Here is a 16,293-nt window from a genome sequence, read left to right on the forward strand (position 1 = left end):
AGGAGTTTGCTATGGAACACGGCTCTATTAACTACATTGAATTTGCTGCGAAAGACATCGCCGCAACTAAGGCGTTTTTCAGCCAAGTGTTTGCTTGGAGCTTTGAAGACTATGGCCCTGAGTATTCTGCTTTTGAAGGTAAAGGCTTAATGGGTGGGTTCTATTTGGCGGATCTGGCGTCGAATACGGATAACGGCGCGGCGCTGATGGTTTTCTATAGCCAAGATCTTGAGCAAACCGAGCGCGATGTAATTGATGCTGGTGGTCAGATAAACCGTGAGATCTTTAGCTTTCCCGGCGGCAGACGTTTCCATTTTAAAGAGCCAAGTGGTAACGAGATGGCAGTGTGGAGTGATAAATAGAGAGACTCTCGCACTGTTTTATGATTGAACTGTTTAATGTCTGAAAACGAGACATAAAAAAGCCTGCGATAAAATGCAGGCTTTTTAGTCTGTTCAGTAGAGAGCACATTTAACGTGCGATTACGTGCGCTCAGCTAGGTACGCTTCGTAGTCTGGGATCTCGATGATTACTTCTTCTTCAAGCAGTGAAGAGTTAAACAAGAAATTAGCGGTAGCGCGGTTAGTGGCCACAGGAATGTTCCAAACACTTGCGATACGAAGCAGTGCTTTTACGTCTGGGTCATGTGGTACAGCATTAAGTGGATCCCAGAAGAAAATCAGCATATCGATCTTGCCTTCAGAGATAAGCGCGCCAAGTTGTTGGTCACCGCCCATAGGGCCACTAATCATGCTCTTGATTGCTAGGCCTGTCTCTTTACTGAGTAGAGAACCAGTCGTGCCCGTTGCGTAAAGGAAGTGCTTTTGTAGTTTTTCTTTGTTCTCTTTGACCCATCTTAGTAGCTCAGGTTTGAAGTGGTCATGAGCGACCAAAGCGATATGCTTGTGTGTTGGCATAGTGCGCGTCGTTTTTTGCATGAATGTTCCCTAAATTGTTGTTTCGTTTTTATTGTTTTGAGTTCTTCAGCCAATATAGCACTAAGGATTCACACTGAATACCGGACGAAACTCAGAAGGTGACAATGAGTCGGCGATAATTTGATCTTTGAGTGTTGCTGGTGTCAGCGCTTCGATAATTGGTGCGCTGTGTTTCTCGTAAGGTTGGCCGCGTAAGTAACTGGTGGCTTGTTTTACTGACAAGCGACCTTGTTCAACCATTTTATCTGTTGGTGCAAAAAGCACCTTGTTACGAAGCAAGCCGCGGTAGGTCCCGTGACTTAGGTAGCTTGAAATTAATCCAATTTCTTTGGTTTTACCGGCCGCTCTCAGCTCACTTATCGCAGCTTCAATTGCGACCGCACTTCCCACAATATATTTAATATCCGGCTGCTCAATGACTTGCTGTACTAGGTTTCTCTGTAGTTCTTTATCGTTATCTGCCCAATAGCTGATCGCAATTTTGATATCGCTCGACTTGATCGCATCATAAAAGCCAAGTGCAACAGGCTTAGTGCCGCCACTTGCTTGCGGGCCAAGTAGCAGGGCGATAGGCGTTTCGCCAGATCCTTTCGGGTGTCGTTTCGACAAAAACTCGCCGACTTGAAACCCCATTTGATACCAGTCGACACCGACGGTGCCTTTCAATACCTTTTGTTGCTCTTCATTGACGGTTAACTCATTGACCGTCGCAAACACAGGCGTTGAGCCAACCCAATCAGTAAGGTTGTCATGGTAAGCATCAGGTGAAACTGTGCCAAGAATAATGGCATCGGCTCCCCATTGCGTGCAAAGTACCAGTTGTGAGGCTTGTTTGGCCACGTTGGGGTAACCGCCTGCTTCCAAAACTCTTAGTTCCACTTGTTGCTTTTCTGCTTCAGAGATCATTCCATAGTTTACCGACAACCAATAAGAGTCTTTGAGGTGCGGATAAATGGCACAAATTTTCTCTTTGTGTGATGTGGCTTCGGCGGGTTTTATTGGGCTCAAAGGCTCGCTAGCACTTGCGACAGTAGTCACTGAGGCCACTAGTGAGAAAAGAATTTTTGAAGCGAAAGATCTAGATAGCATGAATTGCCGTTTTATTGGTTTTAGATAAGAAACACTGCAAAATATAGCGTATTCTGCATGGGTAAAGAAGAACGTTTTAAGGTTTAGAGTTTATGTTGTTAGCTTCAGCGAGTATTGGACGCAAGCTGCTGGCCTCATTCTTAGTGATGGCACTGTTGGTTCTATTGTCTGCATTGATTGGTGTTTCTGGTTTTAGCTTTGTAGCAAAAACCGAAAGAAACGTCGTTGATTCGGCGCTTCCTGCCATGATCGAAGCTCGTCAGGTTTCTGAGTTGAGCAACCGTATTATTTCGTCAGTACAAACGCTTTCTAATGCGAGAAATGAAGCAGAAAGAAAAGAGGCTGGCACAGTACTATTCGACCAACTTGAGTCGCTTCTTCAGCATATCAAAGATCTTGGTGTCGATAGTTTCGATTCTCAACTTCTTAATAAACTCGAAAATAATGTTCAAAGCGTTATTAACACACTGGCTGAGTTGGGTGTGTCGGTTGAGCGTAAGCTTTGGTTAAACAAAGAGCTGTCGTCTCGTGTCGAAGAGATGCGCTTACTTGCCGAAGAGCTAGAGCAGCTGACGCGAACCCAAGTTTTGAACACGGCTACCATCGCGGTTGCTAACGTAACGCACATCTATGACCTGCTAGAAACCAAAGAAACGGATAAAGCCTACCAAGCCCTGGATGCGCTTGTAGAGGTTGATCTTGATTTGTCAGAGCGTCTACATGAATTGCATTTGCTGGCGTTCAAAATGCTCAATCAAATAGAAGAGACACAGACTGTCACCAACGTAGAACGTATTCATCAAATCCAATCTGAGTTTGAATCCAATCTAAGAATCATGGCACGCCGCGTTAAAGCGGTCGAAGATCCTACTCGTTCAGCGCAGATGTCTCAGCTTCTTGAAGAGCTCAGAAAACGCCAAGTCGTGTTTGATATTTCGTTAGAACAATATGAGAACACCAAAAAGTCAGAGTTTCTGATGCAAAATACACTGGAGTTGTTCTCTCAGTTGAATACAACGGTTAACCAACTGGTTGATGATTCAAACCGCAGCACCAAAAAAGCGGTTGATGAGCTGACGAGCACGTTGAATTTGGCTCAATGGTCGCTGTCTGTGATTTCGGTTATTGGCTTGGTTATCGTCGCATTTATCGTGTGGCGAGTGGTGTATATCTCGGTCGTGAAACGCCTTACTGAATACTCATCGGCCTTGATGTCTATCGCACAAGGTCGCCTGAATATTGATATCTCGGTTAAGGGTAATGATGAGTTGGCTCATATGGGCGAGGCGATCATCACTGCCAGAAATACCGCGCAGGCGCTGCAAGTCGTTGCGGTGGGTGAAGCAAAGGCGAAACGCGAACTTGAAGAGCACAAAGAACACTTAGAAGAGTTGGTCACAGACCGAACCTATCAGCTGCAGAAGACCAATGAGAAGCTGAATATCGAGGTAGGGAACCATGCTAAAGCTCGCAACGCCGCAGAACAAGCAAGCAGAGCGAAATCCGCTTTCCTTGCGACGATGAGTCATGAAATACGAACGCCGATGAACGGCGTGTTAGGTACCGCAAGATTGCTCAAAGATACCGGGTTAGATCCATTGCAATCCGGCTATGCTGACATCATTAACCGGAGCGGTAAGAACCTACTCGCGATTTTGAATGATGTGTTGGATTATTCCAAGATAGAAGCGGGGCATTTAGAAATACGTACAGCTTCGTTTGATCTCCATCAGATGGTTCAAGACACCTACCAATTAATGGAAGGGCGAGCTGCTGAGAAGAAGCTAAATTTTGATTTCCATATCGAAAGTGACGTGCAACGCTATTGGCGTGGCGACGTAACTCGAATCAGCCAAATCTTGAATAATTTGGTCGGTAACGCGATTAAGTTTACGGAAAGTGGCTCGGTCGATATCTTTATCAGCTTAGATATCGAAGATGAAAATCGAGTGATGTTTGAAGTGTCAGATACTGGTGTCGGAATTGACACAAGCGAGCAAGCTTGTCTGTTTGATGCCTTTACCCAAACCGACAGTGGTCGTAACAAAACCGGCGGCACAGGGCTTGGATTGGCGATCAGTAAAAGCATCATGTTGGCAATGAATGGGGATATTGGCGTTCATTCGGAAGAAGGCGAGGGCAGTCAGTTTTGGTTCTCATTGCCACTTGAAGTAGGTGAGAAAATTGAAACGAAAGCAACGGTCATTGAAGCTTGCATCCGAGCGAAGGTCATTCTGATTGAAGACAACCCTGTGAACTGTATTGTTGCCGAAGGCTTTTTGAATAACCTGGGGCACGATGTTGTGATAGCGACAACGGGACAAGAAGCGAGAGCCATATTCAGTGAGCAAGAGTTTGATATTGCGCTGGTGGACATTAACTTACCGGACTGTGATGGCGTCGAGCTAATTCAACAGCTCAAAGACGATGCGAACCAGCAGAAAAATGAAGAAGGCGTGATATGTGAAGTACCACCAATGATCGCAGTATCGGCTCATGTGTTCAACGAGGAAGTCGAGAGTTATTTAGCCTCAGGGTTTGATGGTTTCTTGCCTAAACCGCTAGAAAAGGAAGCACTTTCTCAGCTCATCGTTGCTCAACTCGATGGTAAAAAACTATTGTTGCCACAGCCCGATCCAAATGATGCTGTGTGTAAGCAAAATGGTAACCGTGTTATTAAGGGGAACAGTGATGAATTGTACTCGACACAGATGGTTGAACTTTTGGCTAAGCACACTACTATAACTGACTCTCAAGATGAAGGAGACGCTCCGGTGAAACTGATTGATTCCAAAGTGATAGAGGGTGACCTATCGATTCTTGGTTTAGAGAAAATGAAGCAAATCGTTGTGCTTTTCGAGGAGAGCAGCAACCTTACTTTGAATGAATTAGTCGAGGCGAGTGAAGCCGATAATGGACGAGAAGTGAAGTCTTTGGCGCACAAGCTTAAAGGATCTGCAGGTAGCTTGGGTTTATCAGCACTGTACAGTTTATGTCAGAGCATTGAAGCAAGTGAAGCCCCATTACTGCAGTACAGAGATAACGACCAAGCTTTATCCGAATTGGTTAAAGATTCGTTAGAGGCCCTCCTCCCTTATATTTCTGCTTAATGGTGTAAGTTTGTTTTAAGCAATACCCAATCAGCAAGACCAACAAAAAATCCTCTGTACGAATATCGTCAGAGGATTTTTTGTATCGAGCAAGTGAGCCTTCTTTGAGAACGACTAGCCTCTTAAAACTAATCTCTCCCAAGAGCTAGAACTAAAACCAATGCTTATTACTTATTATCTATTTTCAAAGCGGTTGTAATCCAACAAACCAAACTCAATTGGTTGGTCTTGTTGATACCAACGATGCACTCGGTCACTGAATGGCCAGAACTCGCTAGAACTGCGTCGTACCGCAAACTTGTCTAGCAACGCCACGTAGTCTTCTTCTGTGTTTAAGTTTTGTAGCGCTTTAACCAGAGTCGGAATCTCGTTCTCAGTTAATGACAGGTAAGCCGCAGGGTAGCTACCGACAACGCCTCGTACGAGCGTAAGGTCATCATTGGCATAATCGCGGTTACCTTCTTCATTAAAAAGGCTAGAAATGTTGCTGTGAGCGTTATTGTGAATCATGGTGAACAGCTGCTCTTCGCCGTTTTCGCCTTCAATCATTATCATGACTAATTGAGGTACATGACGTAGGCCTTCTCCCTTAATCAAATTCACTTGATTAAGCAGTGCTTCATTCTTTTTACCAAAACCTGTTTCAACAATATCAAAGCGATTATCGAGGACAGGTGCGAGCTTATCTTTGATCATGTTAAGCAGTTCACGCTTAGGATCGGCCGTTTTGTAAACCACACTGGTTGGTTGTTCAAAAGGTGCAATATTACGCTGCAAGTAGTCGCTCAATTGTGTGCTTTGGTTTTTATACCAACTTGAGTGTTCAATATGTCGCACGTCTTTAGGAAGAAGGGTTAAGAAATTACTCTCACCTTCAAGGCGTAAGAAGTCCATGAACATGCGTGTAATCAGTTGGTGGCCAAAGTTACCGTAGACATCGAAGCCTGCGACGAGAAGATAATGAATGCGTTCTAAAAGAGCATAATCAAGAATCCATGCCGTCTTAGGTTGCGTGCCAACTAACCCTTGCACAACAGATGCGCTATCAAAATGTCTAAAGATGGTGAGGGCTGCATTTGGGTTGACGCCATCGCCATCCCAAATGATGTCAGTGTCCAGGTTTACGCCACTCTCAAACCATTGGTTGGTGAAGTCTGATTTGGCATTTAGGTATCGTGCTTGTTGCTTCGCGTATCTTACCCAATTAGTGACAGGAACCGTATTGCTGTCTAGCTCACTAGGTAGCTTTAAGTTTTTCTTTTGGCTCGCGTAGAAGGCGTTTATTTCTGGTAAGTCGGCTTTCTCAGGGTCAATGAAGAAAATCCAAAAACGATCGTTAATCACGTTTAGAGCAAGTTGACCTCGACACACTGGCCCTTTGATAAAGGCCATGATGGTGTTTTGAGCATTGTCCAACATGAAGTGGAAGCGCGAGTTTACTGGCAGCGCTTCAAACGAAGTCATTGGGTTAGCAGAAACATCAATGTTGTAACTAGGAAGTTGTTTTACTGAGTAATTCGCATCGACAAACCAGTTATTCCACTTTTGTAGACGTTCTTTATTAAGTGCGAAAGGCATGTGCGTTTTGTCGACGATGCTGCCTTGCTCTGGAATCAGGCGGTAGTAAACACGGTCTACTTTTGGATCGTCATAAGGGCGACGAGTCGTGATGCGTTTTACCGCTTCACCTGGTGGTGTTGCAGAGCGAACAACAGTGAAGAAACGTGTGGGTTGAGCTAAATCAGAAAAATAGACGTGAGATAAAAACAGGTGCTCATAGATGTAACGAGCTGAAAGTTGGCTCTTATTGTCACTTTTATTTAAAAAGCTTTCGTAGACATTAACGAGCTCTTGTTCTGCATCATTCAGCGGAATATGGTCGTTCATTAACGCGCCATTTTCTAACCAACTCATTAAAGTCGCGTATTCTGTTTTGTCTAAGTTCGGCATCCCATAAGGCATCCCCCAAGTTGGGTAATCTCTCTCGTATTGAGCGTACTCTTCAATCGTTGGGCACTGTTGGTCGCGATCGATTGAAAAGTCGAAACCTTCAAGCTGGGTTTGATCGGGCAGAGGGTGATTCTCTTTCTGGATCAACATACGAGAAACAAGGCCAGCATCGAGGTTAGCCGTTGAGTTCTGCATGCGCTCATTGAGGACAGGATGAAAATCCGCATCACGCCACTCTTGTGTGGTTATAGCATCTTCAAACAAGCGAGTAGGGGCAGATGCCGTTAAGCGGGTACCTTGATAAACGAGTGCTTTGCTTGCACCTCGGTCTATACCTTCTACTGAAGACATCTTTAACTGGCAGGGCGCATCATAACAAGCGTGACAAACCACGCATCGGTTATCAATGATGGGTTTTACTTCGTTAATGAAGTGCTGTGCTTGAGCCGAAAGAATAGGGGCTTGGCGATCGCGTACTTGTTGCTCACCAAACAACTCGTCGAAGTTTAAACCCGCGTAGACGGCACAACCTGAGAAGACGCTAACAAAAGCTAAAATGAAGAGTTTTTTCAAATTCATACGTATTTATATATTAAGCATTTTCTCTAATTATATCGAAAATGATTGAAAATGCTCATGTTCTAACAATCTTATAGATAAGATCTTGATGGAACCGAGTAACTTGTCGATGCAAGTCACTCGCTTTTGCTCATAAATTAGGGCTTAGACCTAGCCAGATTAAGCACTAAGAGCTAACAGCCATGAGCTAAGAGTAAGACTCATTGATTGACGTAACAAACAGAGAAAGGGACAGACAATCGCTCAAACTCTTTGAGCCAGCGCCACTGGTTGTCTTGCAGCTTATCTCCTGGGCCTTTGACTTCAATCCAATGAAACCGTTCGTCTTTGAACGCAATCAAATCGGGCATCCCGGTTCTAAATAGCTTTAAGTCACTCAATAACACTTTGAAGAGATCGATAACTAAAGCATTTGGAATCGAAGCCAAGCTGTGTTCGATGAGTGCCTTAGGGAAATGATTCCAATGAACAAAGGGGTTCGCGATACCTTGCTTTTCATCGTAAGTATCAAGCAAATGATTCAGCCCAAGTTTGGATATCGTCTGAAACAAGGCTTCAATCTGTTCGGCTCGCTTGTCTGCGAAATCTGAATGGTACAGATCCAATGGTCGATGTTGGTATCGATTGATAAAGGCGCCTTCAACGTCTGCGAAAATGACATCCCAGAAAGCCAAACCAAACAAGCCACACAGAAAACTGTTTTCAGAAAAGTAGACGTCCCAACCTTGGTTCTCAAAATGCTGCTTTACCGCAAGCTCGACTCGCGTTTGGCTGAGGTCTAATTCCAGTTTTAACTCTTTGCAGCTCGGCTTTATGGTTCGTGAAACTTTGTGCCCCTGTTTCCGTAGCAGCCGGTCTTCAAGCTTAATAGCGACTTCCAACTCTGACACATCCGATGGAGTAGCCTTCATTTGCGTGACAATGTCACACATTAAGTCTAACTCACCTTGCTTGTCATAGATGCGCGCAAGTCGCTCTCTGCTAGGAGTAAGTTCCGATTGCCTGAACCAAAAGATAGCTTGGTCGTTTAGGTTAAGCCTTTCTAGATCGCGAGCAATATCATTGATCAAACGCGATCGTTTTCTGGCAATGCTTCTGTGTTCTGATTCTTCAGGAATCGAGTTTAAAAGCAGTTCCAGAAAGTCACCGTCTTTGCGGTTACCTTCTGAATACAAGCGTTGAATATCGCGCATCTGGAGTAATTGATTGAGTTGATCTCTAGAGGTGAAGAAGCGGCGTTGCTTGCTTAATGGGTAGTTCTCAAAGGTGTTGAGCCCAAGGTCGCTTAACACGAACTGACTTAAGTCTTGATAGGTGTTGGCAAAGAACAGCAACAGTAATACATCAATCACTTGAGATTCGATGACGTAAATACAGTCGAAGGTTAGGCTTTGAAATTGATCAAAAGGTTGCTTATCAAGCAGTAACAACAGCTCGTCTTTCTTGGCAGTTCTATGGCTCTTAAGGGCGGGGAATACACTCAACAGCTCTGGTTTGGTGAGCAAGTGCAACCCGAGCTCGACCTCACTAATGGCGAGGTCATGCTGTTCTGTAGGATGACTTAACGCAATAAAACCTGCGGAGCTTAGCTCTTGTAGTGCGGTATTCAAATCATGGATTTCAACATAGTTGAGTTTATCGCTGCGAAACCAACGGCCTTTACGAGAAAGCAAACGAACCATTAAGCATTGGCTTGAAACAGAAAGACGTTTGTATGCGGACAACCAACGACATTCATCATCACTCAGAAGATCGGGGTAGAGCGTTTGAGCGTGTTCAACCAGTCGATTGAAGTTGTCGAGATAATAAGTAGGGGAGAGCTGAACAGTGGTTTCGGTGGTCAATGGAGAAGTCGCTTGATACAAAAAGAGCCCAACCCTAAGGTTAAGCTCTTCAGTAACAAATTCAATCTTTTCTGTTGATTAAGCTTGTGATGCTTTTAGTTCAGCAACTTTAGCTTCAGAGATTGGCTTAGTGATGATTGCTAGAACAATACACACTGCCATCATAACTGCAGAGATTGTGTAAGCTAGGCCGTAACCTTCGCCGTTTGACATTGAGAAGCCAACAACTGCTGCACCGATAGCGCCGCCGATACCCCATGCCGTGTAAAGCACGCCGTAGTTAGTACCGTAGTTTTTCAGGCCGTAGAACTCAGCAGTTAGTGTTGGGAATACTGCTAGAAGCGTACCGTAACCAACAGCTGCGATAGCCGTACCAATGATTAGCGTGAATTCAGAGTTGAACGTAGCGAATAGAGCCATGTTCGCGCCTTGAAGGATGAACGCTAGAAGTAGAGTACGTACACCACCGATTTTATCTGCAAGCATACCCGCAGCAACACGGCCGCCTGAGTTGAATACTGCAAGGATAGACGCTAGGTAAACTGCGTTTGGCAGGTTAGCTTGAACGCTAGCAATCGTAGTGATGTTACCGATGATCATTAGACCAACAGATGCAGCGAATGCGTACATGATCCATAGAGAGTAGAACTGAGGAGTCTTCAGCATTACTTTCCAAGTTAGGTCTTCAGTCTTCTTAACCGCTTTAGGAGCTTGGCCTGCTTTTACTTTAGGCTCAGCTGGCGTGTAATCCGCTGGTGGGTTGTTGATTGTTGCTGCTAGAGGTACTGCGATTGCAAGTACACCAACACCAAGAATCATAAAGCTAGTTTGGATACCCATGCTGTCGATTAGCGCAGAAGTTACTGGTGCTAGGTAGATAGCCGCAAGACCGAAGCCTGCTGCGATAAGACCGTTAACCATCCCTTTCTTAGAAGAGTGGAACCACTTCATTGCAGATGGAGAAAGACATGCGTAACCGAAGCCGATACCAGCACCTGTCATAACACCGAACGTGATGTTCAGCATCATAGGTGTTGTAGCGAAACCAGAAGCAATCATGCCTAGGCCTGTAAGCGCTGTACCTAGGATAAGGATCTTACGTGGACCCATACGGTCTTGTAGGATGCCCGCAACAAGAAGACAAACAGAGAATGTGATAGTTGCAATAGCGTAAGGTGAAGATGCTTCAGCAGCACTCCAACCAGCTTCAGTTACTAGCGCTTTGTTAAATACACTCCAAGCATACAGGATGCCAAGACAAAGGTTGATACAGAAGCCTGCTAGCAGGATACGTGTTGCTTTATCAATCTTGCTCATTTTTATTCTCAGTTTTGTCATCGGTTAGTGGAGAGCCACTTAACTAAAGACGGGTTATTGTGATTGTTTCTTCAAAATTAGTTTGCGTTTATCAACAGATAGCGCAAAAGAGCGCGGATTATAACCAATAAAAATGTGATTGGAATCTCTTTTTCCATTTTCGGTAAATTAAATTCAGTTTGTTAATGAGTTGTTTTTTATTGGTTTTTAAAATGTATTCAACACCTTTCTGTTTTGTTCTTTTTCGCTCTGTTTTCTTATTATTTCAGGGATTTTGAGGTGATGGTTTTTGAATAGACACGTATTCCGTGCGGATATCACAGAGTTACAAATAATTTTAATTAATTTCCAAGGTTAAATTTGTGTAACAAAATAAATCGAAATAGCGCTTTGTTCATATGAGACAAGGAGTAACGGAGTTTTATTAAAAACAGAATGTTACGCAATTGTTAAGGGTGCTTTTTGTTAGCACCTTTGCTTACATTTTGTTCGATTGGAGGGGTTGTGTTGTCCGTAAAAAGTGGGAAAATAGTACGCAAACTGAGATTCCAAATTTGAAAGGATGCGTTTCCAACTTATGGTGAGGCGAGTATTATGAAACTGTTTTTAATTTTATTGATGTCAATTTCTGGTGGTGTAGCGGCAGCTGACCATATTCACTCTTTCCTATTCGGCTTCTATGTTGCGGCTCTAGCAGTTGGTAGTTGCTACTGGCTTGCATTCCGCAGTACGCGTTTCCCACAGTTGGCATTAGTGCTATTGATGTGTGGCTTTTTTGCGAAAATTGCAGTGACTGTTATCGGTGTTTCTTGGGGTATCTCGAACGATATCATTCAATCGCCGTTCATTTTCTCATTGTCATACCTGTTCTTCTTAGTGGTTGTGTCTTACGTTTGGTTTGCATACCGCGATAAATTGACGCTAAAACAACGCGCTAAGCAGGTAGAAGAGTCTCGCAAGCAAGCGGCAGCATAATTCTATTTGATTCTTAAAAAGCCTTCTTCGGAAGGCTTTTTTGATCCTGCCTATCTGAACTCTATTATTTGGTTATGACGGCAGATAAAAGAAAACCCAGCATGGTGACATGCTGGGGTTTCTTGTTATTTATCTATTATCTAGCAGTTACCATCTACCAAAGGCAACTCTGAAGGTGTGTTACTTCTTCATCATCTTGGCGAGATCGGCGAACGGGTTGTGTGTCGCTGACTGATGATCATCTAAACTCGCTTTTGCATCCACACCATAACGCTCATGGTCAGTGTATTTTGAATGCTCATGATCGTGACAGTACAGGCACAGTAGCTCCCAGTTGCTGCCATCTTCAGGGTTGTTTGTATGGTCGTGATCCACGTGGTGAACGGTAAGCTCTCGGAGGTTTGAGTAAACAAATTCACGCGCACATTTCCCACAAACCCAAGGGTACAGTTTTAGTGCTTTTTCACGGTAGCCTTTCTCTTGGCGAGCATACGCTGCACTCGAACCTGTGAAATCAGAAGACATTGCCAAATCCTTATCAATTGTAATATCCCGATTTTATCACAGCTTTCTTGAAGCTGTCGGTATGTCGTTCGTAAATCATTGTTAAATGATGCGGGGGATTTTCCGATATTAGACTGAAGTTTGAATACGGACTTATCTTTTACACACACCAACGCTTAAGCGGGTTATGTCTTTCTGGAATAAGCCATGCTTAACAGTTTGAAAATAAATCGTATTCAGGGGTTTTAACCGCAGACATGTGACCTAATATCAGTTTGTGAGACCCTATATTAATAAGGAAATATCATGTCAGAACAATACACTCCGCCAAAAGTTTGGGTTAACGATACTGCTGGTGGTAACAAATGGGCAAACATCAATAGTCCTGAATCTGGAGCTCGCTTTGATAAAGAGCTTCCTGTTGGTGACCATGCTTTTCAATTGTATTCTCTTGGCACACCTAACGGTCAAAAAGTCACTATTTTGCTGGAAGAGTTGTTAGCGGCGGGTGTTAAAGAAGCTGAATATGATGCGTACTTGATCAACATCGGTGAGGCTGATCAGTTCTCTTCTGGCTTTGTTGGCGTGAATCCAAATTCTAAAATACCAGCACTTGTCGACAAGTCTGGTGACGAAGACGTTAATGTTTTCGAATCGGCATCTATTTTGATGCATCTAGCTGAAAAATTTGGTCACTTCTTACCAAAAGAGGGGGCAGCAAGAACACAAACAATTAACTGGTTGTTCTGGGCACAAGGTTCTGCACCATTCCTAGGTGGTGGTTTTGGTCACTTCTATGCTTACGCGGATGAAAAGCAAGAGTACCCAATTAACCGCTTTGCGATGGAAGCTAAGCGTCAGCTAGACGTGTTAGACAAACAGTTAGCAAATAACGAATTTGTGGCGGGTGACGAGCTAAGCATCGCTGATATCGCGATTTGGCCTTGGTATGGCAACCTTGTGCTAGGCAAAATTTACGATGCAGCCGAATTCCTACAAGTTGAGTCTTACACCAACGTTGTGCGCTGGGCGAAGCAGCTAGAAGCGCGTGAAGGTTTCCAACGCGGCCGAGTGGTTAACCGTTCATTTGGCGAAGAGTGGGAGCAAGTACCAGAGCGTCATTCTGCAGAAGATATTGACCGAGTTTTAAAGCTTAAGCCTTAGTCGCTTGAAAACTAACTCGCTGTACATAACTAGAGTTTGTTTTTGATTACTTCGAATAACAGACTCTAGTTTTTCTCTCTTATCGACCCTCACCAATCAAGTTCATCTATTAAGACTTAGCTATTGAATGCGGTTTAGGTATAAAATCGCGACATCATAATTCTAAAGGATGGTGCCATGTACCACGGTCATATCTATTTCCCTCTGCGTTTTGCAGAGCAGGCAGAAACACTGCGTCAGAAAATTCTATCGGAACGTAAAGATGTATTAGAGGTTTTCCCATTAATACATCGTTTGGTTGGTCCACATAAGATGCCGATGTTTGAGATTCACTTTGCTAACAAAGAGTCGGGTATTGTTGAATGGCTTGAGCAAGAACGCGGTGATATGTCGGTGCTTATTCACCCTGTGACTGGCGGTGAAGAAACTTTGGATCACACAGTAAGAGCGACATGGCTTGGTCGTGAACTGGGTGTCTTTGAAGAAACACTAAGTAGCTAATTTAATTCGCGCCCGACAGTACGTGCCTAATCAACGCACTTAGTCAATATCGCTGCTGTCGGGTGTGCCAATACTCACTAACGTTTTGAACTATGTTCTTCCTTAAATAATTAGCTTCTCCAGCTATTACCCAATAACAGTGATACTGCTACCGACACACCTAATGCGATTAAGATATTAGGTAAGTACAGTCCCCAAATCGCGACACAAACCGCCACGGTTACCACTGCCCACAATAGTGTTTCTAAAATCCAAGTGCCCATAACATAACTCCTTACTAGATTGTGCGACTAGCATAACCAAGCCAAGGTAAACTTTTGGTCACCATCAATTAACCTTTCAGAAAATTGCTACAGCATGACTTTAACGACGAACTCATTGTTGTGAGTTTCATGAGTAAACTGCCAACCTTGGTTCTGACAAACGCGATCTATTAGCTCTAGGCCGATTCCAAATGAGGTTTGTTGATCAGAGTCGTTTGCCATGTGTTTATCTTCCAAACGATTACTCACCTCAAACTGGTTTGCTGCAAGCGTGATGCTGATATCTCCGCTACCGCCGTGTTGGAATGCATTTCGTACCAAGTTGGTGAGCACAACCTCGGTTAACTCGCTGGGAAGTGAGTGTTCGCCTGGGTCGACCTTGGTGTAGACCTCTACCTCTTTGTTTTTTAGAAGGTAACGTTGGCTTTCGATGATGTTATCGATCAAAGGTTCTAGTTTGATTTGCTCGTAGTTGGTTTCTATCTCGCTATTGCGACTCATCCACAGCAGTGTTGTTACCAAGGCTTTCATGTTGGAGGCTGAACGTTGGATTCTTGCGACCGCTCGTTGGCCGCTGTTGGGAATGCTTTCAGACAATCGAACCAGCATATCGCCACTGGCTGAAATGGTGGCAATCGGTGTTCTTAGCTCGTGACTTGCGGCTCTTAAGAAAAAGCTCTCACGCTCATTAGCTTGGCGTTCACCTTGTACGCTTTTAACCAGTTGTGAAGCTAATTGGTCGATTTCTTTATAGCGAAATTGAGTCAGCCCTTCTGTGTTGCCCACATCCAGAGATTCAGACCATTTTGATAGGGTAATAATGGGTTTGGTGACTCGATGTATCAGAAGGCGAATGATCAAAAATACCAAGAGTAAAAGGGCACCGATAGCGATAAAGGCATTGTTAATTTGAGCGACAGAATCAGGTGGATTCAGCTCGAACAGATTCAAGTAGATCGCTTCATCATATTCAGAAATGATGTATAGCGCTTCTTCGCTACCTGATATCGGATGCTTGGCTGCGTAGAGGTACTGACCTGACTCGCTGTTCGATGAAAGCTCGTAGTGTTCATAAATTGCATCGTTATCAAATGCTTTCCAATCAAAAGTTTGTTGGAACTTAGCGGGCAGATCTGAATAGCTTAGAAAGGCTTGGAATGTTGGGTTTTGGTAGTCTGGCAGTTGCCCTGTTTCGATGTATTGCTGCTCTGCGACTTCCAACTCATATAAGAATCCATATTTTGCCGATTCATTGAGACCGATGTGATAGCTCTGAGACACCATCAAGCTGTAGATGGCTGTGAGTAATACGACGATGCCAAACAGGTAGAGGTAGATATCACGCTTGATACTTACTCGATTCATGTTCGGGTGCTTCATGATGACTCCCCATGTAAAACAACACCAATGCCATGAACCGTGTGGATTAGCTTTGAATCAAAGGGTGCATCGACCACTTGGCGTAGTTTAAACAGGTGTGCTTTCATGCTATCAGAGCTTGGCATTTCGTCTTCCCATGCTTCCTCAAGCTTGGCTTTGCTCACCACGTTAGGGCTGTTTCGCACTAACATTACGAGCATTCGCCAACACACTGGAGATAGCTTCAGTAGTTTACCGCCTCGAATAGCTTGGTGCTTGTCTAAGTCCAGCTTGAGGTCTGCCACAGACAACGAAGTTACAGAGCCTTGAGCGCGCCGCACTAATGCCATCAACCGTACTTTTAGCTCTTCCATTGCAAAAGGCTTCACTAGATAGTCATCTGAACCTACCTCGAACCCGGCGATTTTGTCTTGTAGCGTGTCTCTCGCCGTCAGCATGAGAATCGGGGTGGTAACGCCTTGTTGTCGAAGAGATTGGCAGACATCAAGTCCGTCCATTTTGGGCATGTTTATGTCCGTTAAGATGATGTCATAACGCCCCTCTAGCGCAAGATTGAGCCCAGCACTGCCATTGTAAGCAAAATCGAATTCGAAACCGTCGAGCTCCATGTAGTCTGCAATGGCTTCTGCTAAGTCGCTGTCGTCTTCAATCAACAGGGCATTAATGCTCATAAGTGTCC

14 protein-coding genes are annotated in these 16,293 nt (G+C 44.2%); 5 read left to right on the forward strand and 9 right to left on the reverse strand.

Going from position 1 to position 16,293, the window contains the following annotated elements; genetic code table 11:
* The first annotated feature begins 11 nt into the window (after positions 1-11).
* Complete coding sequence (locus MSG35_RS12060; RefSeq protein ID WP_050651441.1) at positions 12-362, forward strand: VOC family protein; 351 nt, start codon at positions 12-14, stop codon at positions 360-362.
* A gap of 120 nt (positions 363-482) precedes the next feature.
* On the opposite strand, the gene MSG35_RS12065 is transcribed toward MSG35_RS12060, so the two are convergent.
* Complete coding sequence (locus MSG35_RS12065; RefSeq protein ID WP_017064778.1) at positions 483-938, reverse strand: methylglyoxal synthase; 456 nt, start codon at positions 936-938, stop codon at positions 483-485.
* 60 nt (positions 939-998) lie between these two features.
* Positions 999-2,027, reverse strand: coding sequence for a TMAO reductase system periplasmic protein TorT (gene torT, locus MSG35_RS12070; protein WP_122080774.1), 1,029 nt, complete (start codon positions 2,025-2,027; stop codon positions 999-1,001).
* Between the two features lie 92 nt (positions 2,028-2,119).
* Between torT and torS the strand changes: the two genes are divergently transcribed.
* On the forward strand, positions 2,120-5,137 hold the full coding sequence (torS, locus tag MSG35_RS12075) for a TMAO reductase system sensor histidine kinase/response regulator TorS (RefSeq protein ID WP_248384034.1): 3,018 nt from the start codon (positions 2,120-2,122) through the stop codon (positions 5,135-5,137).
* 174 nt (positions 5,138-5,311) lie between these two features.
* Here torS and MSG35_RS12080 read toward each other — a convergent pair whose 3' ends face one another.
* From MSG35_RS12080 to MSG35_RS12090, 3 genes are all read right to left on the reverse strand, one after another.
* Positions 5,312-7,666: a fatty acid cis/trans isomerase gene (locus tag MSG35_RS12080; RefSeq protein ID WP_248384035.1), complete on the reverse strand. Its 2,355-nt coding sequence runs from the start codon at positions 7,664-7,666 to the stop codon at positions 5,312-5,314.
* A gap of 200 nt (positions 7,667-7,866) precedes the next feature.
* A complete protein-coding gene (locus MSG35_RS12085) occupies positions 7,867-9,531 on the reverse strand; it encodes a VRR-NUC domain-containing protein (protein WP_248384036.1) in 1,665 nt (554 codons plus the stop codon).
* A gap of 57 nt (positions 9,532-9,588) precedes the next feature.
* Positions 9,589-10,827 carry an OFA family MFS transporter gene (locus tag MSG35_RS12090; protein WP_048608721.1) on the reverse strand — a complete coding sequence of 413 codons (1,239 nt, stop codon included), beginning with the start codon at positions 10,825-10,827 and terminating at the stop codon, positions 9,589-9,591.
* Positions 10,828-11,421: 594 nt separating this feature from the next.
* Here MSG35_RS12090 and MSG35_RS12095 point away from each other — a divergent pair.
* On the forward strand, positions 11,422-11,802 hold the full coding sequence (locus MSG35_RS12095; RefSeq protein WP_050652201.1) for a hypothetical protein: 381 nt from the start codon (positions 11,422-11,424) through the stop codon (positions 11,800-11,802).
* Between the two features lie 180 nt (positions 11,803-11,982).
* On the opposite strand, the gene MSG35_RS12100 is transcribed toward MSG35_RS12095, so the two are convergent.
* On the reverse strand, positions 11,983-12,327 hold the full coding sequence (locus MSG35_RS12100; RefSeq protein ID WP_017060876.1) for a YajD family HNH nuclease: 345 nt from the start codon (positions 12,325-12,327) through the stop codon (positions 11,983-11,985).
* Positions 12,328-12,612: 285 nt separating this feature from the next.
* Here MSG35_RS12100 and yghU point away from each other — a divergent pair, with 285 nt between their 5' ends.
* Both yghU and MSG35_RS12110 read left to right on the forward strand, forming a co-directional pair.
* Positions 12,613-13,470 carry a glutathione-dependent disulfide-bond oxidoreductase gene (yghU, locus tag MSG35_RS12105; protein WP_050633091.1) on the forward strand — a complete coding sequence of 286 codons (858 nt, stop codon included), beginning with the start codon at positions 12,613-12,615 and terminating at the stop codon, positions 13,468-13,470.
* A gap of 177 nt (positions 13,471-13,647) precedes the next feature.
* Positions 13,648-13,971: a DOPA 4,5-dioxygenase family protein gene (locus tag MSG35_RS12110; RefSeq protein ID WP_248384037.1), complete on the forward strand. Its 324-nt coding sequence runs from the start codon at positions 13,648-13,650 to the stop codon at positions 13,969-13,971.
* A gap of 110 nt (positions 13,972-14,081) precedes the next feature.
* On the opposite strand, the gene MSG35_RS12115 is transcribed toward MSG35_RS12110, so the two are convergent.
* The 3 genes from MSG35_RS12115 to MSG35_RS12125 form a co-directional block, all read right to left on the reverse strand.
* The gene (locus tag MSG35_RS12115) at positions 14,082-14,234 is read right to left on the reverse strand and encodes a hypothetical protein (RefSeq protein ID WP_009844874.1); all 153 of its coding nucleotides are present in this window, start codon (positions 14,232-14,234) and stop codon (positions 14,082-14,084) included.
* Positions 14,235-14,321: 87 nt separating this feature from the next.
* Positions 14,322-15,614, reverse strand: coding sequence for a HAMP domain-containing sensor histidine kinase (locus tag MSG35_RS12120; RefSeq protein ID WP_248384038.1), 1,293 nt, complete (start codon positions 15,612-15,614; stop codon positions 14,322-14,324).
* A complete protein-coding gene (locus tag MSG35_RS12125; protein WP_050712434.1) occupies positions 15,611-16,285 on the reverse strand; it encodes a response regulator transcription factor in 675 nt (224 codons plus the stop codon). Before MSG35_RS12125 ends, MSG35_RS12120 begins: the two co-directional genes overlap by 4 nt.
* Positions 16,286-16,293 lie beyond the last annotated feature (8 nt).

This window comes from Vibrio sp. 1CM23M, from assembly GCF_023161755.1.
In the GTDB taxonomy this organism is placed as follows: Bacteria; Pseudomonadota; Gammaproteobacteria; order Enterobacterales; family Vibrionaceae; genus Vibrio; species Vibrio coralliirubri.